At 35.5% G+C, this 18,824-nt stretch carries 21 protein-coding genes; all 21 read right to left on the bottom strand.

Going from position 1 to position 18,824, the window contains the following annotated elements; genetic code table 11:
* Nucleotides 1-173 precede the first annotated feature (173 nt).
* The 21 genes from ACOZBY_RS08050 to ACOZBY_RS07950 all read right to left on the bottom strand — a co-directional run bounded on the left by ACOZBY_RS08050 (nt 174) and on the right by ACOZBY_RS07950 (nt 18,809).
* A complete protein-coding gene (locus ACOZBY_RS08050; protein ID WP_200990494.1) occupies nt 174-2,528 on the bottom strand; it encodes an ATP-binding protein in 2,355 nt (784 codons plus the stop codon).
* Nucleotides 2,501-2,659, bottom strand: a complete 159-nt coding sequence (gene comX, locus ACOZBY_RS08045; RefSeq protein WP_031417376.1) for a competence pheromone ComX — start codon at nt 2,657-2,659, stop codon at nt 2,501-2,503. Before comX ends, ACOZBY_RS08050 begins: the two co-directional genes overlap by 28 nt.
* A 261-nt stretch (nt 2,660-2,920) precedes the next feature.
* Nucleotides 2,921-3,295: an SMI1/KNR4 family protein gene (locus tag ACOZBY_RS08040; protein ID WP_422761973.1), complete on the bottom strand. Its 375-nt coding sequence runs from the start codon at nt 3,293-3,295 to the stop codon at nt 2,921-2,923.
* 26 nt (nt 3,296-3,321) lie between these two features.
* The gene (locus tag ACOZBY_RS08035) at nt 3,322-4,269 is read right to left on the bottom strand and encodes an ADP-ribosylglycohydrolase family protein (protein ID WP_422761971.1); all 948 of its coding nucleotides are present in this window, start codon (nt 4,267-4,269) and stop codon (nt 3,322-3,324) included.
* Nucleotides 4,270-4,438: 169 nt separating this feature from the next.
* On the bottom strand, nt 4,439-5,023 hold the full coding sequence (locus ACOZBY_RS08030) for a replication initiation protein (protein WP_422761969.1): 585 nt from the start codon (nt 5,021-5,023) through the stop codon (nt 4,439-4,441).
* A 684-nt stretch (nt 5,024-5,707) separates the two neighbouring features.
* The gene (cdiI, locus tag ACOZBY_RS08025; protein WP_422761967.1) at nt 5,708-6,067 is read right to left on the bottom strand and encodes a ribonuclease toxin immunity protein CdiI; all 360 of its coding nucleotides are present in this window, start codon (nt 6,065-6,067) and stop codon (nt 5,708-5,710) included.
* Nucleotides 6,068-6,086: 19 nt separating this feature from the next.
* Nucleotides 6,087-6,212, bottom strand: a complete 126-nt coding sequence (locus ACOZBY_RS08020) for a CdiA family toxin C-terminal domain-containing protein (protein ID WP_249659484.1) — start codon at nt 6,210-6,212, stop codon at nt 6,087-6,089.
* Nucleotides 6,213-7,019: 807 nt separating this feature from the next.
* Complete coding sequence (cdiI, locus tag ACOZBY_RS08015; protein ID WP_422761965.1) at nt 7,020-7,403, bottom strand: ribonuclease toxin immunity protein CdiI; 384 nt, start codon at nt 7,401-7,403, stop codon at nt 7,020-7,022.
* A 20-nt stretch (nt 7,404-7,423) separates the two neighbouring features.
* Nucleotides 7,424-8,275 carry a CdiA family toxin C-terminal domain-containing protein gene (locus ACOZBY_RS08010; protein ID WP_422761963.1) on the bottom strand — a complete coding sequence of 284 codons (852 nt, stop codon included), beginning with the start codon at nt 8,273-8,275 and terminating at the stop codon, nt 7,424-7,426.
* A 624-nt stretch (nt 8,276-8,899) separates the two neighbouring features.
* Entirely contained in the window at nt 8,900-9,208 is a 309-nt protein-coding gene (locus tag ACOZBY_RS08005) for a hypothetical protein (protein WP_048016398.1), read from the bottom strand.
* Between the two features lie 8 nt (nt 9,209-9,216).
* Nucleotides 9,217-9,564 carry a hypothetical protein gene (locus tag ACOZBY_RS08000; protein ID WP_422761961.1) on the bottom strand — a complete coding sequence of 116 codons (348 nt, stop codon included), beginning with the start codon at nt 9,562-9,564 and terminating at the stop codon, nt 9,217-9,219.
* Nucleotides 9,565-9,723: 159 nt separating this feature from the next.
* The gene (locus ACOZBY_RS07995; protein ID WP_422761959.1) at nt 9,724-9,915 is read right to left on the bottom strand and encodes a hypothetical protein; all 192 of its coding nucleotides are present in this window, start codon (nt 9,913-9,915) and stop codon (nt 9,724-9,726) included.
* Between the two features lie 376 nt (nt 9,916-10,291).
* Complete coding sequence (locus tag ACOZBY_RS07990; protein WP_422761957.1) at nt 10,292-10,705, bottom strand: hypothetical protein; 414 nt, start codon at nt 10,703-10,705, stop codon at nt 10,292-10,294.
* A 17-nt stretch (nt 10,706-10,722) separates the two neighbouring features.
* Nucleotides 10,723-11,595, bottom strand: a complete 873-nt coding sequence (locus ACOZBY_RS07985) for a hypothetical protein (protein ID WP_422761955.1) — start codon at nt 11,593-11,595, stop codon at nt 10,723-10,725.
* A gap of 394 nt (nt 11,596-11,989) precedes the next feature.
* The gene (locus tag ACOZBY_RS07980) at nt 11,990-12,442 is read right to left on the bottom strand and encodes a hypothetical protein (protein WP_197148322.1); all 453 of its coding nucleotides are present in this window, start codon (nt 12,440-12,442) and stop codon (nt 11,990-11,992) included.
* A 24-nt stretch (nt 12,443-12,466) separates the two neighbouring features.
* Nucleotides 12,467-13,444, bottom strand: a complete 978-nt coding sequence (locus ACOZBY_RS07975) for a hypothetical protein (RefSeq protein WP_422761953.1) — start codon at nt 13,442-13,444, stop codon at nt 12,467-12,469.
* A gap of 14 nt (nt 13,445-13,458) precedes the next feature.
* Nucleotides 13,459-15,021, bottom strand: coding sequence for a hypothetical protein (locus tag ACOZBY_RS07970; protein WP_422761951.1), 1,563 nt, complete (start codon nt 15,019-15,021; stop codon nt 13,459-13,461).
* Nucleotides 15,021-16,550, bottom strand: a complete 1,530-nt coding sequence (locus ACOZBY_RS07965; RefSeq protein WP_422761949.1) for a contractile injection system protein, VgrG/Pvc8 family — start codon at nt 16,548-16,550, stop codon at nt 15,021-15,023. The genes ACOZBY_RS07970 and ACOZBY_RS07965 overlap by 1 nt, the downstream gene beginning before the upstream one ends.
* Nucleotides 16,551-16,583: 33 nt before the next feature.
* The gene (locus tag ACOZBY_RS07960) at nt 16,584-16,991 is read right to left on the bottom strand and encodes a DUF4280 domain-containing protein (RefSeq protein WP_012295135.1); all 408 of its coding nucleotides are present in this window, start codon (nt 16,989-16,991) and stop codon (nt 16,584-16,586) included.
* 105 nt (nt 16,992-17,096) lie between these two features.
* Nucleotides 17,097-17,654 (bottom strand): hypothetical protein, encoded by a 558-nt coding sequence (locus ACOZBY_RS07955; protein ID WP_012295136.1) that lies wholly within the window; start codon nt 17,652-17,654, stop codon nt 17,097-17,099.
* A 24-nt stretch (nt 17,655-17,678) separates the two neighbouring features.
* A complete protein-coding gene (locus tag ACOZBY_RS07950) occupies nt 17,679-18,809 on the bottom strand; it encodes a pentapeptide repeat-containing protein (protein ID WP_332289991.1) in 1,131 nt (376 codons plus the stop codon).
* Nucleotides 18,810-18,824: the final 15 nt, after the last annotated feature.

The following is an 18,824-nucleotide window of genomic DNA, read 5'->3' as shown; positions in this document are numbered from 1 at the left end:
GGGAAAGAATTCAAAAAAGTGTATATTCTCCTGTATTCTTATCTCTACAATAACAATATTTTGATATTAGTTTATACTCAAAAAACAAAAGCCTTCTAATCCACATTCATAAAAAAACATGAAGAGATTAAAAGGTGAAAATTGTATTGGATATATGCCTTCTGTTCATCTACTTATCCTCGAATCATATAAGTAGGGCGGTTCAGCGTACTATACGCATAAGGATACGGATGTTGAGTTTCACTTACGCATATACGAATCATCATCCCTTCTCCTACCTTACTGTTTAATGTGAATTTCCCATTAAAAGCCTGAACCCTCTCTTGCATACCTTGAATGCCCATTGATTCGGCCAGCATAATGTCATCTAAATTACACCCTACCCCATCATCACTATACAAAACTTCAAAGCCTTCTTCCGTGCTTAATAAATAGATGGTAACGGTATTGGCATAGGAATGTTTTAACGCATTGTTTAATAATTCTTGAAACAGTCGATAAATCATTAAATTTAAACGCTCATCCTCTAAGTAAAGTCGATCTATAGTATATAACAATACAAAATTAGCCCGTTTTTGAATTTTTTGAATCAGCTTCTCAAGTGCAGCATTTAAGCCCAATGTATCTAACAAAGGGGGCTTTAAATTTTCACAGTATCCTCGTAAATCATTCAGAGAGGTAATCATATGCTCGTGGAGCTTCCTCAGTTTAATGGGTATATTTTCTGAATCCTTCATGTGCATCAGGACATCCATTTCTCTGGCAATATGAAGCTGCTCCTGTAATATCGTATCATGAAGCTCTTGGGCTAACTGATACTTCTCCTCCTCAAAACGGAGCCAAAGTAATTTATTGAGCCAGGGCAGCTGACGATTATCTGCCTCTTTCATATGCTTTAACTGATCTAAGAGGTCCTCGACCATTTTAGTATTTTCAATAAAGTTATTTAAATATAACAGCAACAATTCCAGCCATAGCAATTCCTCATCCTTCAGATAAATAGATTTATTATGATCCACCACAAGGATTCTTTTATAATTTGCATCTTGATGAATAAAGGCTATATAGAAATGATCTGTCTTTTTAATATCCCCTAAAACTAATCGCTCAAGTAAAACCTCATCAATTTGATGTTGATTGTATTCCTTGGATTTGTTCGTTAATGTAACTTGGTGTGTTTGAAAATCATACGTGAGAACATAAACGCTCTCCATCTCAAGCTGGAGCACAACTTCCTGGACAAACTTCTCCAATAAATCCTCGATCTTCACAACTCTGCCTATACTATCGACGGTCGTATATAAGCGATGGATATAGTCACCTTTCGTAGAAAACAAAATCTTTCGCTTACGATAATCAACCCGCTCCTTAATGTAAAACAACGCCATTAAGGAGAGAAACGTAAAAAAGAATAGCTCCGTCATACGTGTAATCGATAAATCCGTCAATAAATACAAACCACCCAAAAGCCAAATGGTAAAAGCAAATGAGAAATTAAAGTAATAGCGTATTCTCGATATAAAGTACTCCATATCAAATATACGTTCTGTAAGTTGTGTGAACAAGAAGCTTAAAGGAATGAGCATGAGAAATAAAGAACATATATCAGCTTCTAATAATTGTTTATGAAATAGTATTTCAGGTAGTGCATAAAGAAATAAAAACGGCAAAAATGGAATGATAATACTACTTAACAATATTTTTAACTGTGGCGTTTTATATTTGATGTATCCTAGTATTATTATTCCTAGAATCACCAGCAATAAAAAGAAAAAAAGGCTTAAAATAATGAACGAATTTTCAAAATGAGTAGAGGGATACAGATTGCTAAAGACACTTAATACCACACCTGCAATGGGAATCGTATAAAACAAATTAATTTTTTTAGTAAACAACCATTTTAAATCCATAAACTCAAAATATATTTTTAAAAAGTGTAATAGTATAACTAAACAAAGTAGCATACTGCTTCGATTGATTATTATTCCTAAAAGATTTAACCTAGCAGATGCTCCACTACTAACATAAGCTAAGGAAACCGTTAAGATAAAAAGAATCAATAAATTTAAAAGAATTGTATTTTTTTGTTTATAATACAAATATAAAGTGATAAATAACGTAAGAAGGAAATAACAAAAAGGAACTATTAAAACATAAAAAAATTGTTCAGGTATATCATATAACTTAATATTTAGGTTTATAACAGCCCCATTATCTTTCATTATTGTCAATTCTCTAGCGGCACGAATCACAGGTTCGTACTTTAAATCACGGAGACTATCAATCTGTTTTCCATCAACTTCTAAAATAATATCGCCTTTTTTTATTTTATGTTTTTCAGCCCATTCTTTATAATATGGCTCTATTAAAATCCATTGTCCATTCTCGTTTTGAACATCCATACTTAAAATAGGCTTGCTGTATGTAACATTTAGTAAATAAAGCCCAATTACCAAATATGTACTTACAGCAAGCCAAAACCATTTTTTATAATTAAAATTTAATACCAAATTGTACTTTCTAAACATACATCTTCATCAAACGAATCCAAAATTGCCTTTTGTTCCAGTTCTGTTACACCAACAAGAGAAGCTTTCTTTTCTTTTAACAATGTTACCAACGACGGATTTTGCTCTAAATATTGAACCATGTTAATCATAAAATCGCTCCATTTCATTAGTTTTTTATAGTTACTATTATTATCCAATAAAACCTCCACACAAAGGAATTATTAACCATATTTGTAACTATAAATTGATTATACCATCATTCACCTACAATTCAACATAATTTTCTAAAAAATACAATAATATAATAGAATATGTAATGAATTTGCTTAGTTCTCCATAGTTTGACATAGAAAAAGCTTGCTCCTAATGCTAGGAACAAGCTTCTTCATTTTATACTTTTTCAATCCGTATTAACCTTCTTGTAGCCACCTGTTTAATTGGGAAGAGACCAATATAGCATGCTGCGGATTCATATCGCCAACATCCACAACAAAAACCTGACAAGCTTCTTTCTCTAACGCCATTAAAAAGACCATTCCGCCACCATCATCCCCTATGGCAACATAGCCTTTTGCATATTCACTCACTTCCCAGGTCTCATTTCTTTCCATTATTTCCTCGGTACCATATATTAAAACACCATTCGTAAGTGCAAAACCATTGGCCTCTTTCAGAACATTTTTATATTCTTGTGGAAGTTGAATAGCCATCGTCTGTTCTATTAGCAGAATATCATGCTCACTTGCTGGAGGATTGCCAGTAACAATATTATGTAAAGGAGACATTTTGTCACCTCCTCTTTGAAGATTCTTCAATTCTTTACCAAACAAAACTCATAAAAAGCTTCGATTAAATCATCAATCTCTTGTTTTTTTACAATTGCGTTCAACCAATCAGCTGGAATTCCCTCCAGATGATAGCACATACCCGCTAAAGCACCCGTTATTGCCGCTATAGTATCCGTATCTTCTCCTAAATTGACTGCCTTTAAAATAGCTTCTTTGAAGGTAGCTGCATGACCAACACTCCATATGGCTGCCTCAAGTGAGTGCACAATATAACCACTTGAATAAATTTCGTCTTCAGAGATACGTAAAAAGTTCTCATCAAAGATTCTACTGTAGGCATTTAACTCTGTATGCAATTCACGCTGTAAATTACTTTGCAGCAAGTTATATACCTCATTTAATGCAAGCTCCAGTGAATTATTTCGATATAAACTTAATAATAACTCAATATAAATGATAGACCCTACTATTGAACGTGGATGACCATGCGTGATCATGGTATATTCCTGGACCAACGCTTTTCTTTTGTTAAAATCACCTTCATTCATCAATACAAAAACTAAAGGTGCAATCCTCATCAGCGTTCCGTTGCCATTATCAAACTCGCCCGTTTTTCCACATTGCTCAGGCACAACTCCCTTTTTATAGCTTGACACAGCTTCAGCAGTCGTGATGCCAATATCAAACATTTCCCCAAAAGGTGTCAAATAGCCTTGCTCCATATATCGTACAAACTTATCCATTAAGCTTCCTGTATCGCCTTTTTCAATCATGTTTTCCACTAAACATAGCGTTAAAGAAGTATCATCTGACCATGTTCCCGGTGGTTGATTGTAAGTTCCATATCCTATCACATTTTCTACACGGAAAGTCCCCCGCTTCTTAAACTCGACAGGTACGCCCATCAAATCACCAACTATCCCACCATATAAAGTGGCAAACAATCGTTCTTTCATATTTGCATCTACCATAGGATTACATGTCCCCCTTCTCTATCTAACATACTATAAAGTAGACTATAATTGCAGATGCGAATTTCCCCCATCTTCTGTCCTAACTTGATAGTAATGCCTCCGTTCATGATATTTTTTTCTTCAATTCTTCCCAATCTATGACTATCGCCGCAAAATAATATCCATTCTATTTCGGCAGATGTTTGATTAGGGCAAATACTTGCTCTATTACCTTATACACAACTTCTCTTCGACTTAATTCATGTGCTAAATAAATTCCTTTATTCCTTGCTAGTTCTAGCCGTTTATCATAAATCCTACAGAAACCATTCCGTTTACGTTGGTCGCTTCTACCAAGATACCGTGTTGTATCAAAGTGTGTCATATTCCTCCGTATATCTGTCGGTATCACCACTATATTTTCTAACCCCGTTTGTATATCATACGCAACATCACAGCTCACAAATTCTACTCGACTTGCCCGCTTCCCTATCATCTCTAGTATTTCTCTAAAATGTGAGTAATGCTCTGGCCTTGTCTCAATCCTTAGGGTATGTAAGTGACCTTCTGTTTCTCTAAAGTTTTTAAAATACATATGAATGTATACATCGTCACTTTTCCACATGTGCAATTCATAGCTATATGTTCCACTATAAATCTTCATTTTCACTTGATATTTCTTCACCCCCAACATATAAACCCGTAAAAATGCTGAATGTGGTACATCCTTATAATCTATAATGAACTTATCTATCGAAACCTCTATTTCCATTGCCTGTTCTTCCCCTTGTATGCTAATACTTGTATAAAATTTAACACTTAGTACACTAATTAAATAAGCGAGCTTTTCAATTTACGTATTTAAATATGAAAAAGCACTTGTCGCCTGTTATAGACAATCAAGTGCTTTAAGTTTATAAATTTTCTAAGTTTATTAATATATTTGCAAGTTTTATAAGTTATTTTAGTATTGATAGTATGACATCTTTGTTACCACATGGCAAGTGTAACGTTTAAACCCTTTAGCTTGTTTAATCTCGTGTGTTTGTTGCTTATGCCATCCATAAGTGGTCCCTTGTAAATAAATTGTCATCTCGCCTATTCTCGCTCTTATTGCTTAATTGTTAAAATAGCACTCCTTGATGGTCTAGCCTTCATGGGTTATTAATTCAAATTCAAGGATATCTTTAACTGTACACAATTAAAATCTATTTATATCCTTGTTCATCGCCACGAGCTTTGTCATTATCGTTTATTTAGTCACTATTCCATACAAAACTATCTCCTGCATGTAAAATGTCACTCGCACAATTTTTACTTTATCTTATTTTTACAATCAAACTTCATGATGGTACTACCATCATGAACTCTTGATTCAAAAATATTTATGCAACTTATTTCAGAATGTTTTATAGTGTTAAAGAAAAGTCTAACTCTTCTGAAACACATTTTTCTTCTATTGCTCTATCTTATATCTCTCTTTAATTTTAATCATGTAATCACCTATCTCTAACTCATTTTCTGGGTGTTTTACTAGGTAGCTATCTGCAATTTCTCTTAAATATATATATAAAGTTTCATAGTCTAATACTACTTCCTCATCTTCTTCTACTGCAGGATAATCGAAATAAAAAGCTATCCCTTCATCGCCGAAGTAATCTTCTTCCCATTCTTCATAGTCGTCTGCAAAAACACACCACACATGTTCAATCCCATATCCTTCTCGATTTGCATACTTTTCTAACACAGTCAAAAATCTTTCGTCTCCCATAATCTGAAAGAAGTAATTGACTAGTTCCTTGTTTTTATCTTCCATTGTCTCACTCTCCAAACTATTAATCAGTTAAAATTGGGAAAAAATTTGTAACTTCTCCTGTTGCTTCATCAATATACCCTTGAAACTTCAAACCGTTTTGAGAAGTACCGGTAATCTTCCTCCCAACTACTTCTCCATTCTTCATCGCTTCTTCACCCACTTTAATATTTGTTCATTTGAAATTATTTTTGGATCATATACAGTCTTTGGAGTGCTAACTTTTTTTAGTTCACCAGGGATATACCGTCTCATTTAGGCTAAGGCAGAGCCGAAATACCTTTTTAAGTTTCCCGTTGTTTATCGCCACGAGCTTTGTCATTTTCGTTTATTTAGTCACTATTCCATACAAAACTATCTCCTGCATGTAAAATGTCATCTCGCCTAATTCTCACACTTTTCTTCCTAGACCACTGTTTACATAGCACTCCTTGATGGTCTAGCCTTCATGAGTATTAATTCAAATTCAAGGAATCATTAACCGTAAACAAGTTTTAAATGACTCTGTCATATTATACCTTGTATTTATCGCCACGAGCTTTGTCAGTATCATTCGTTATTAACCATTCCCCGCCCCATATACCCTCGCCATGTAAAATGTCATCTCGCTTACTTCTCACGCTTTTTATCATCGGGTAACACTCTTGATAGTACTGCCTTCATGACATATTGATTTTGTAAATGTGGGAGCTTTATTTAACACCTACACTGTAAACCACAAATTCTCACAGTAAATATGGGTTGTCTTCCTAAAGTCGTATTGTTTTAACCATAACAAAAAACCTTGAAAGGTAGTTAGCCTCTCAAGGTGATAGTTAAATATTCAAAAAATAATTTTATTCCTACTCCAAATTTAACATTTAACCCACTTCTTCTCACATATATACTAGTACTTTTGATTAATCTAAAATCTGGTAAATGTGTCTTGAAATATCTATTTCTTCTCCATCTTAAATTATGATAAATTTAAAATTTCTTTTAGTTCTTTTAAGGAAACTTCAACTCTTGTTCGATCTTGAGGTCGTCTTGTTAAATAGTCTTCCCCAGCCTCTGTTAAATATTGAAAAAATACATTTTCATCTACAATAGCATTTTCCTCAACTTCAGCCATAGGAGGTTGTATACTGAAGTTAACACCAGTTTCACCAAAATACCCCTCTTCTCCTGGCTGATATTCATTTGCAAAAATACAACATACTGGATCAATCCCAAAACCTTGTTTGTTTTTGAAATTTTCAATCGCTTCCATAAACTTCCCATCACCTATTATTTTGTAATATAGACGCATCAACTCAACTTTTTCTGTAAATTCTTCAACAATAAAAACTTCCTCACTCATAACAAACACTCCTTTAACATTTAATCTAGAACTGGGAAGAAATTCGAAATCTCACCTGTATTTTTGTCTTTAAAGCCCATAAATTTCAATTGTTTCCCATTTACATTGACATACCCTTCTACCATATCACTTGGTGACCTATCTCCACCTTGAATTATCCTATTATTACTAATACCTTCTTCCATTGCTTCTCTACCCAACTTTAATATCTGTTCATCAGAAAAAACCTTTGGGTCATATACTGTCTTAGGATTCTTATACTCTTTCCACTGTCCAGTAAAGTTACCTTTTCCACCATTTTCTTTACTCAATCCATCATAAACAGGAAGCTTATATTTTACCTCATAAATTCCTGAAATATCAGGATGAGACGTTTTAGTAACAGCTTGATTAATATCCTTAACTTGATTACCAAAGTTATCTAAAATAAATTGTTCAAAGTTCTCAAGATTGTGACCACCCTTTATTCCAATATTCGGTTTTGCTTTAAAACCCTCCACTTCGGTTAAATGTGTATCATAACCCTTTTTAAAAGTAACATCTTTTACCGTACCCTTATCCTCAGCAGGCTTTTTATTCGAGCTATTTTGTGATGGTTGGGTATTAGATGGTTTCGGACTTGGAGTTGGTGTGTTTCTTCCAACTGTTCCTGTATCCTCTATGTATCTAACGTCTCCACCTGCTAATGCAAAATTCTGCTGCTGTGATTGTACCATCTGACGCAGTTGCTGTTTGACTTCGGCTACTTTGGATTGTATCTGGGTTTTCACGTTCACTACTTGTTTTTTGACTATTTCTTTTACACTGCCTAAGAGACCTTTATTCGCATTTTGAACACTTTTATTGATGCTCTTAAATCGTAATCTTTTCAATTTACGTACTTAAACATGCATAAAAGCACTTGTCGCCTGTTATAGACAATCAAGTGCTTTAAGTTTATAAATTTTCTAAGTTTATTAATATATTTGAAAGTTTTATAAGTTATTTTTATATCGACAATATGACATCTTTTATACTACTTGGCAAGTGTAACGTTTAAACACTTTAGCTTGTTTAATCTCGTGTGTTTCGTCCCTATGACATCCATAAGTGGTCCCTTGTAAGTAAAATGTCATCTCGCCTATTCTCGCTCTTATTACATTAGCGTTAAAATAGCACTTCTTGATGGTCTAGCCTTCATGAGTTATTAATTCAAATTCAAGGATATCTTTAACTGTACACAATTAAAAAACTATTTATATCCTTGTTTATCGCCACGAGCTTTGTCATTATCGTTTATTTAGTCACTATTCCATACAAAACTACCTCCTGTATGTAAAATGTCATCCCGCTTAATTCTCACATTTTTCTTCCTAAACCAATGTTTACATTGTACTCCTTGATGGTCCAGCCTTCATGAGTTTTCGAATCAAATATCAGATTACTTTTTAACCACAAACTTCTTTGAGTTAAGAAAAAACCTTGAAAAGTATATAGCCAGTCAAGGTAATAAACTCTCAAAGAATTATTTTATTTTCGACCTTATAATTATCGCTTAATTTGCTTTCAATCGAGTTGGCGGTTTCGCTAACTAAACGTAGAAAATGTTCTCTATCTTGTTCCTGTGCAAAACCCTTAAATTCAAAACTCACTTCGTTATCCTCAAATAAGTTATCATACGTTTCTTGAATTGCATCTAGTGCTTTAACAATCGATTGCTCATTCATAAGTTCACTAGCAATATCATTATCAACTAGCTCACCGTCTTCATCGTAAATCCACATTGGATAGCACTGATATTCCAAGTATAGTTTTATTTTTTTCATGTTTCCTCCTATTTTATAGAGACTGGATTTGCGCCTACAATAAATCCATTGCTACCCGTAGTTATTGCAACCCTTTGCGTTTGTCCATTAAAGTTGATTTCGTAAATAGGTCTTCCAGTGCCCTTTCCTTGATATCCAACGATTTTACCTTCACTTACCGCCTTTGTAATAAATTCAGGCAATTGACTTTGATTAATTCCTTTGGTGGCAAATTCATCAGCATGATTAAGAATATGATTAAACCCTGCCTGTGAATTTCCATTTTCAAGCCATACTATTTTGCCATCAGCGTTTTTAGTTACGGCAACTACATCATTAGGATTATACTTTACACCACTATTAGCAAGTTCATCCATAAGACCTTGTGGTTTAAGGTTACCCGTACCCTTATCCTCAGCAGGCTTTTTATTCGAGCCATTTTGTGATGGTTGGGTATTAGACGGCTTCGGACTTGGAGTTGGTGTGTTTCTTCCAACTGTTCCTGTATCCTCTATGTATCTAACGTCTCCACCTGCTCATGCAAACTTCTGCTGCTGTGGTGGTCGCACCATCTGACGCAGTTGCTGTTTGACTTCGGCTACTTTGGATTGTATCTGGGTTTTCACGTTCACTACTTGTTTTTTGACTGTTTCTTTTACACTGCCTAAGAGACCTTTATTCGCATTTTGAACACTTTTATTGATGCTCTTAAATCGTAACCTTTTCAATTTACGTACTTAAACATGTATAAAAGCACCTGTCGCCTATTATAGACAATCAGATGCTTTAAGTTTATAAATTTTCTAAGTTGATTAATATTGGCAAGTTTTATAAGTTATTTTAGTATTGACAGTACGACATCTTTTTTACTACATGGCAAGTGTAACGTTTAAACACTTTAGCTTGTTTAATCTCGTGTGTTTGTTGCTTATCACATCCATAAGTGGTCCTTGTAAATAAATTGTCATCTCGCCTATTCTCGCTCTTATTGCTTAATTGTTAAAATAGCACTTCTTGATGGCTCTGCCTTCATGAGTTATTAAATCAAATTCAAGGAAATCTTTAACTGTAAACCAGTCACTTTTTCATTGCCAACAAATATTCTTAATCCAAAGTCGAGTAAAATTCCTCTAAAGAGAGTGCTTCAATAGAACTACAATAAAATTCAATGAAATTATATCCATCATTTTCTCCATAACCGCTATCATCATGAACATGGTATCTTTTATCACTATCCCATCCTAACTCCTTTTTATCATGGATAATTAAACTATTTGTTAAATATAGATTTGTTACCTTGTCTAAAGAAAAATTAGAAACATTGTAATATCTTTTCTTCAATTTAAACCATTGCTTTGTTTTTATTACCTCTACTTTGAAAGTAAGATCAAGTACCGTTATAAAATTATCCTCATAATCTTGTTCAATATTGTATTTAATTTCAACTATTTCTTCATAAGCCCATGAGCCCATACAATTCAACTTTTCTGTCATATTTTGGTAATTCTTAATATGCAACTTAAATTTCCCTCCTATTAATCAATAAATTCAATACTGTTTGTTTTTATGTTTATTTTCCCTTTTCTTAATCTTCCATTTTCTGGATCTATGAAATACTTAATTTCTCTAGCACTTTTTCCACCATCTTGCCAAATATTTTCATGCATATGTGGGTTTGTATGATGTAACGAGTTTCCATGATCTGAATAATCAATTCTAAATTTCTGTTTCCCTGCTTGGTCATAAATAACTCTTGAATTCTCAATCTGTCCACTTGAACCTAAACGACTAAAATCAAATCTAGCTCCTGGAGTCCCATCATCAGGAGCATAATTATTTTTGTAGTACTTATCAGGCAAGAATGGTTCTTTAGCAAAATCATCACCTTTATCCATACCCTTATCATGCTTCTTCACATACTCGCCTAGTTGATCGATTTCTTTTTGGGTTGTCTTTGCATCCTTTGCCTTTTGGATATTATTGGCAAGATCGTAGGTTTCTTCTATTACCTTTTCCCAATTTCGTACGTTTTCTAATACTTCTTCACCCTTTTTCACTTTCCGAACAGGGTTAATTAATGAGACCGCTGCTTCAAAATTTTCTTTAATTGGCGCATTTGCATCAGACACTTTGAGATAATCCTCAATAAACAGAGCATATGACATTTTGGAGCCTAGCATCACATAAGGATATAGGCCATCTGGAGTGACAGTTGATTCTGCACTTAAGACCTTGCGTTTATCTGCAAGTGTTGTGATTGGTTCACCATCACTGCCGATAACTCTCGTTTTTCTGTGCTCATCTAATAGGGCTTTTAGTTCGGCTTCACTTGTTATCCTGTTTTTATCCCCTGACGAAGTTTTTACCTTTGTAATTGAACTATTCCTAGGTCTCAAGCTTTTTAGCATCGGGTAACACTCTTTGATAGTACTGCCTTTATAACATGTTGATTTTGTAAATGGGAGCTTTATTTAACACCTGTACTGTAAAGCAGATATTCTCACAGTAAATATAGGCTGTCTTTTTATTTAACCATAACAAAAAACCTTGAAAGGTGGTTAGCCAATCAAGGTTATAATTAATATATCGAAAAGTTTATTTTGCTCTTACTTCAATTGCTCATCACTTCTAACCCTATACATAATTGTTGTGAACAGAAAAATCCACTTTCTAGCATCGATACCTACTAGAACATTTGGTCGTTTTGGCGTCCAAGCAACAATTCCACCTTTAAGCTATCTTCTTATTTCCACAAACAATATTCTTTCTGGATATACTAAATCGTTAAGACTATAAACAAAACTATTCATACAACTGTATATATCTTTCTCGTAAAGGTACATTTTCATTCACCAGTAATTCATCTTGAAGGAGTTCTTTTTTATTTGCTAGAATCGAAATGAACAATGCATAATAATCACCTGTAGTTGGAAATGAAAATAATCCATACCCTTTAGAAGAAATAATTTTGTTCACTTCTCTTATTTTTTCTTGTAAAAACTCATACTCATATTCGCCAAGTTGCCCAAGTTCTTTTTGTGAAGCTAACTCGATATCATATTTACTTTCATAATCTAAGATAAAGTTCACTATTTCATAGTCTTCTTCCCCTCTAAAATCAAGATAGAGAAACCTTTTAGTGGACATCCCATGTTCTAATATCCATTGATAAATATCTTCCTTTTTGTCTAAATCATTTAGTCCCCTCAATTCACTCTCATCAAAGATTATAGACACTATATCTTTAAATCCCAATTTCGATTTCCCCCTAAAATGCTTTTAATTTTGAAAAAGTTCTCCATGTTGATTAGGAATATATTCTGGATAATTTTTTCGATAAAAGCTATCGATAATTTTCAATAAAGGATCCCAGTCAGGGTAAGGTTCAGGATCCATTATTTGTATTTTAGCTTCTGGTGTATTCATTAAGAAATCATTGAATTCTTCAGGGATAAGTAATCCATTTTTCTTCCTCACAAAAAGTAAAAACAAAATTTCGTATGGGTAAAATCCATAACCAAAATCTCCAAATTCGATAGATTCCCCTAGCTCTGAAGCAAGTGCCATATGGAATATAGACATTTTGTTAATTAAAGGTTCTATTTCTTCTAATTTAGTTGTTGACCATTGTTTTAATACCTCACTATAAATTTCTAACTCCTCGGGTATTAAGCCATATTCTAAATTAGTTTCTTTCAGCTGCTCTCTCACTACAACATTTAAGTTTTGATTTGTCCCCAATAAGTTTTTTTCTTTAAATTGGAGGTATAACTCTAAAAGGAACCATGTATGTTTATTAAAATTATTCACATTTATCCAACGACTTTCTAAATGCTCTTCAATAAATTTAAATAATATATCCTCCTCTTTCTCCCAACCAAACATTGTAAAATGAATTAAGGTCATAATAACGTCTTGAAAGGAATATTCCAAAGACATTTTAGGATATTTACTTTTATAAAGGTCTTGCCCCATACATTGATGAAAAGTAATCATCATTATTTTTTTTAGTTCGTGAGAATTTTCTTGATGATTTACTAATACATTCTGTTTCCATTTTGCCAAATAATATGATTTTATTGTTTCTAAATTTATTAATAGAATATGATCCTTTTCAACTTCATTGAGCTCTATAATATGGGTACTTTCCTTTAAACTATCCATATACTCTTCTTCTACTTCCTCAAATTTTATTCCCTTGACAAAATTCTCACAATATCTATTGTATGATAATTTTAATTTTTTAGGGTTTATCAATATATTCACCTCGTTTAATCAAGTTGTTTATTCCAATCTTTTATTTTTAATTCTTCTACGCCAAAGCCTTTTTTCGTAATTTTAATATCTGTTTCTACCCTTATAAAATCTAATTCTAATCCTGGATTCTCCTTTTTAAGTTTCTTAAATTGCTTTTTAAAATCAGAATATCTTGAGTCGTTGCTATTTAACATGCCCTCAAAATACTCTTTTCCACCTAATTTTTGTTTTTCTGAATAACTAAAAATTGCAGAATCTGAAGCCTTTGATTCTATCATAGTTAACTTAGGTGGTGGTCCTTTAGATAAAAACGTACCATCAATACCATTTCTGCCTACTTGGAATATTTCTGATATATCTTCTCCTAATTCATTTTTCTTAGCTACTATTTTAGAAACTTCTTCTCCAAAATCCCCCTTTTCATGTGAGAAATATTTAGTATTATCAATTTTTCTTTCGTAGTCCTTTGCCTCTGTCAAATTAAAATTCTTGCTTAAATCATCCGGAGTATCAAGTTTATTGGCTAATTTATTTCTTTCACGTTGTAATTTTTTTATTTCGTCTATATTTCCTGCTTTCTTCAGATCAGTTATTTGTTGGTCTAATGAATTTATTTCTTTTTTAATTGAATTATTTTTATTAGAATTATTAGACGGTTTCGGACTTGGAGTTGGTGTGTTTCTTCCAACTGTTCCTGTATCCTCTATGTATCTAACGTCTCCACCTGCTAATGCAAAATTCTGCTGCTGTGATTGTACCATCTGACGCAGTTGCTGTTTGACTTCGGCTACTTTGGATTGTATCTGGGTTTTCACGTTCACTACTTGCTTTTTGACTTGGTCTACTACACTTCCTACTGGACCTTTCAGCACGTTTTGAACACCTTCAGCGACACTCTTAACTACTCCGGCACCTTTATTTACTAATTTTCCGCCTGTTGCCGCCCAGCCCGCAAACGGAATCATCGCGCCAAAGGAAAGGGCCGCATTGACCTTGTCACCTCTAGCCAGATAAATAATGCCATTCACGCCATCCGCTATTTCGCCAAAACCTGGGATTAACCCTACAAGATCTAATCCTACTTGTAGCGTATTCAACAGATTTTTAGGTTTTACAGCATTTTTCACTGCCTTGGTCGTTGCTTGCGCAGCTTTTTTCACCACTGGTAGTACCTTTTCCTTCACTACCTGCTTCGTTTGTTTGACAGCGGCCTTTACCTGTTGCTTGGCTTTTGTCACAGCCGCCTTTGCTTTTTTCACAACCTTTTTCGTGGTCAGAATCGCTTTTTTAATGGCCTTCTTCGCCCGTTTCACCAATTTACTCTTGGATAAACTATTTTTTAGCTTCCGGGCCTTGGTAAAGAATTTCCCCCACTTTTTCTTTTTCTTCTTGCGTTTTTTCTTTTTCTTCTTTTTACTCGATTTCTTTTGTTTTTTCTTAGTGGAGCTTTTCTTTTTGGAGGATTTCTTGGAGCTCTTCCCTTTCGATCCTCCGCTCTTTCCTTTTTTCGCTCCGCTTGGGGAGCCTACTTTCGGAATCATCCCCAGTAAGCTTCCTGCTAATCCTAATAGACCCATTAAGCATCACCCCCACCAACAGGGATCATCCCCATCATGTCTAGGGCGGAATCGAGGTCTGCTTCTTCTTCCTGTGAAGCGACTGACACAGGGGCTTTGATGGACCCTTCCATCGTGACCGCTTGTCCCTGGATATCCGTAATGCCGTCAAACACTATACTACTGGAGCCGCAGGTGAATCGCATGGATTCGGCTGCACTCATGGACACTCGCTTCCCTGCGAAGGTGATCGTGTCATTCGCTTTGACTAGCAGGGAGGGCTTACTATGCACAGTGATGCCGCTGTCCTGATGAAGCTGCAGAAAAACAGCACCCTCCTTGGCCGTAAATGTCACGGATTGTGGATCTAGCTTCATGTCCTTCCCTTTTGGCGTACCCCAATAAGACGTTTTCGGATCAGCCGTTTTTGGGTTGGCCTCGCCACCTTTTCGTACACTGTGGCGAACAATCGCAGCTTCCTCGCGATGTGTCGGGAAGGCAAGATGAACATGATCGCCCACCTCTGGAGGACTGTAAAAACCACTGTGTCCTTCTGCTGTATATGGCGTAGCCAATGGGAACCAGGTAGCTTCTTCCTTTTTTTGCGCCTCATCCATGCTGAGATGGAGTCGTACCTGATCCTTTTTGACCTCTAACACCTTTCCTTCAATTGCAGTACCTGGTAGAAACGGAATACTTCGTCTGTCTTGACGTATGCCTTTTTTGAACAGCAAATGATACTCATAGGTAAGAATGCCTTGCTTCATTTGGGCGATGGATTTGGCTACCACCAGCTCCTTACCTTGGAGCTGCACACGATCACCTAGCTTTAAAGTCTTTTTAGACTCGATCACATAGGCGACGGTATCCCGCTCCTCTATTGGCTGATCGATGTCATTATGCTTACTATGTAAAAACTTAGAGCGATCCTTTAAAATTTCATAATTTGCCACTGATAGCTTTTCCATTCGTCCTTCAGGTAGCCCAAACCAGAACTTCGGCTTATCCGCATCCACTGCAGGGATTAGCACTGTCCGAAAATGGGACGCCATACGTTGTAAAAATTGCCAATCCGTCTCTTTATATTGTAATATAAACTGCTTGAGAGGAGTAGCCTTCGACACAGTATCAATGACATCTGCACCTGAGTAGTCTTTCAAAACCTTTTTTAACAGTGCCTGATAAGTCATTTTATTATGCTGAAAGGAACGGTATTTTTGTTTACAGTCTAGGGTGAACGTAGATGATACAGCCTCTAGTTCAATTTGATATACTCCCCTCACCATACGTACAGCCATTTCTGTAACCTGACCTTTAAAAAGTGTGCGTATTCGTTGCCCTTTATTTTTTTGAAACAGCTCTATTCGATCTGACGTACTAGCATGTCGCATACAACTGTCTTTCTTTTCAGCAGGGATGAACCCCTTTATAGTTAACCTTGCGTGGTCATTCACTGTTTGGGTCAACATAAGATGATGCAACGTCTGGACTTCATAGGGGGATACGAGTTCAAGCTCACCGTATCCGATTACTTCCTCGTATGTGTTCACATGAATTCCCTTCTTTCCTCAAGGGACAATGGATTATTCTTGTCCATCATCTTCTACTTTTATCGTTCCACAATACATACACATATTAATAGATTGACTAATTAACGCTGGATGATTTTCAATTAGTTGATCATTCTTGCCATTAATCCAAGGCATCGTGATGACTGGTGTACAGGGCATCGGCTTTAAAACACCATTATTGTCAGCAGTGGCCGCCGCAACTATTGGATTCGCTAATGTTTGGCATAAGCCAAATGGTTGAATATTGACATGAGGCTTATAATCCATCGTATTCATCTGTGCCTTATTTTTCGTATAAACCCCATGGCTGACTGGCATTTTTAATATACTTGTTTGATCACCTTGCGAGCAGGATAATTTGGCACCAGCTACTACATAGCTCCGTTGGTCGCCACCCTTTGTCTGCAATTCTTCTGACATCGAAAAACCATCCTTTCTATACGTAAGCTGTTGTAACTTTTACTAAACATCGTTGACGATGATTAGAAAATAATTATTTCCTTTTCGCTTCTTGCCCTTTTCAACCTATTTTCCTACTGCCAGAATATCGTTCCATCTTCCTTCAGTTTGTATTTTCCGTAATCGTATTCCCCTAAAATCTCGGCGAAGAATGCTCTCGGCTAATTCAATATTAACTACTATATAATGTTCTTTAATTCCCTCAATTTGAAAGATCGGATAAGGGGCTGCTAAATGCTCGTCTATTACTAATTTTTTTAACGTTCCATCCAGATGAAATTCAGTTTGAGCAGAGAGACAAGGAACTTTTGGTGGAATAACTAGCCAATATAACGTTTGCATTACTTTAGGTATATCCATGAGAACAACCGCTTTGAATGGCATTTGTGGTTCATATTTTTCCACTAATTGTTTAACAGCATCAGAAAGGAGCATGATTGGCTTTTCAATCAAATCTGTATATACCATCTCGCCTTTCTCTAATACAGGAAATTGGCGTTCGAGCTCCTCTAATTCCTCCATTCTTTCAATTGTAAGTAGCTCTTTTTTTATCACTTGGGCTATACCAACAGGCTCGACAGCATTTGAGATGCGTTCATCCTGAGATAGAATAAAATAGTTCATTTCTCTTCTCCTTTTTCACCATGTCTACTTCCAAATGACACTTGCTGATTGGAATGGATCCAGTTTTAAATATTGCTGAGCCTCCCTAGAAAACATGGCCTTTTCTAAATTTGCCCCTGTAAAATTCGTATTCCTTACATTTGCTCCCATAAAGTTGGCCCCTCGTAAATTTGCTAGCTCAAAATTAGCGCCTTCTAAATTCGCATTTGTAAAACGAAGCGGTAAATAGCCTGGTGTTTCCCATTTCTGGCGATCTAGCAAGCCACTGGCTCCCTGTACTTGTTGAAAATTGGCTCCCTGTAACTGGCTATTGCTAAAATCCGCCTCATGAATGGCACTGAAGCTCAAATCCGTGTCCATTAGCTGACTTTCCCTAAAATTGGCGCCTATCAACAGACATTCACGCATACGACAGTTGGTTAAATTGGTTTTCTGAAAAAAGGCATAGCGCATGTCCACGCCCTCATACGTTCCGTCAGCTAAGCGTAATTGATTAAATACCTCATATGGATATGCATCCTCTAGCTTTTCTTCTAACCAAGCCTTTATTTCATCACTATCCTTCGATGAAAAGTCCTCGCTATAAACTACTTCGTTCATATCCATAAACTCACCTATACGGATTTCGACAGCCACATCCCGCTCCAGTGCTAAATATTCTGGACATCTGATGATGTCGGGTAGCGCATATCTAGCAAGACTTATTAAATATTGGTGAAAATGATTGGCATCCTGGAGTCTAATGCGATCAATATCTGCTTGCGTAATTGCCCCCATAAAGGTTTTGCTATACAAACTTAGCTCTTGGATGTATTGCTCTAAATAATGATGCACCCAGCTAGCATCATAGGTAGTTAAAAGAGGTTGTAGGTCAAAAAACCATTCGTCGTCCGTAGCCTCTACTAAATAGTGCGGATTTCTCTCCAATAGCTCTGTCCGTAGCATCGAAAATGTAATATGGGCAATTGGTCCTTTCTGGTGAAGCGATTGCTGCTGGGCTAGTTGCTGACATACCTTTTGAAAGGACGACCTAAATTCCTCGGCTAGCTTGTCTTTGGAGGCTTGGAAAAAATCCTCGAGCAGCAAAAGATAGTTCAATCTTCTTTTTTCTACTTCTGTGTCATAAAAATGCTGTAAAATTTCCTGTGCCTGCATTTGTGACTCCTTCTT

Source organism: Lysinibacillus sp. NPDC056220 (assembly GCF_049315265.1).
Taxonomy (GTDB): Bacteria; Bacillota; Bacilli; order Bacillales_A; family Planococcaceae; genus Lysinibacillus; species Lysinibacillus pinottii.
Note: the sequence above shows the minus strand (reverse complement) of the source record. Positions and strands in the feature narration are given on the sequence as shown.

Bases quoted from the DNA above. Each gene is read 5' to 3' on its own strand.
- ACOZBY_RS08050 (WP_200990494.1), bottom strand. From the start codon at position 2,528: ATGTTTAGAAAGTACAATTTGGTATTAAATTTTAATTATAAAAAATGG.
- comX (WP_031417376.1), bottom strand. From the start codon at position 2,659: ATGATTAACATGGTTCAATATTTAGAGCAAAATCCGTCGTTGGTAACA.
- ACOZBY_RS08040 (WP_422761973.1), bottom strand. From the start codon at position 3,295: ATGTCTCCTTTACATAATATTGTTACTGGCAATCCTCCAGCAAGTGAG.
- ACOZBY_RS08035 (WP_422761971.1), bottom strand. From the start codon at position 4,269: ATGGTAGATGCAAATATGAAAGAACGATTGTTTGCCACTTTATATGGT.
- ACOZBY_RS08030 (WP_422761969.1), bottom strand. From the start codon at position 5,023: ATGGAAATAGAGGTTTCGATAGATAAGTTCATTATAGATTATAAGGAT.
- cdiI (WP_422761967.1), bottom strand. From the start codon at position 6,067: ATGGAAGATAAAAACAAGGAACTAGTCAATTACTTCTTTCAGATTATG.
- ACOZBY_RS08020 (WP_249659484.1), bottom strand. From the start codon at position 6,212: ATGAAGAATGGAGAAGTAGTTGGGAGGAAGATTACCGGTACTTCTCAA.
- cdiI (WP_422761965.1), bottom strand. From the start codon at position 7,403: ATGAGTGAGGAAGTTTTTATTGTTGAAGAATTTACAGAAAAAGTTGAG.
- ACOZBY_RS08005 (WP_048016398.1), bottom strand. From the start codon at position 9,208: ATGAAAAAAATAAAACTATACTTGGAATATCAGTGCTATCCAATGTGG.
- ACOZBY_RS08000 (WP_422761961.1), bottom strand. From the start codon at position 9,564: ATGGATGAACTTGCTAATAGTGGTGTAAAGTATAATCCTAATGATGTA.
- ACOZBY_RS07985 (WP_422761955.1), bottom strand. From the start codon at position 11,595: ATGCTAAAAAGCTTGAGACCTAGGAATAGTTCAATTACAAAGGTAAAA.
- ACOZBY_RS07970 (WP_422761951.1), bottom strand. From the start codon at position 15,021: ATGGGTCTATTAGGATTAGCAGGAAGCTTACTGGGGATGATTCCGAAA.
- ACOZBY_RS07960 (WP_012295135.1), bottom strand. From the start codon at position 16,991: ATGTCAGAAGAATTGCAGACAAAGGGTGGCGACCAACGGAGCTATGTA.
- ACOZBY_RS07955 (WP_012295136.1), bottom strand. From the start codon at position 17,654: ATGAACTATTTTATTCTATCTCAGGATGAACGCATCTCAAATGCTGTC.
- ACOZBY_RS07950 (WP_332289991.1), bottom strand. From the start codon at position 18,809: ATGCAGGCACAGGAAATTTTACAGCATTTTTATGACACAGAAGTAGAA.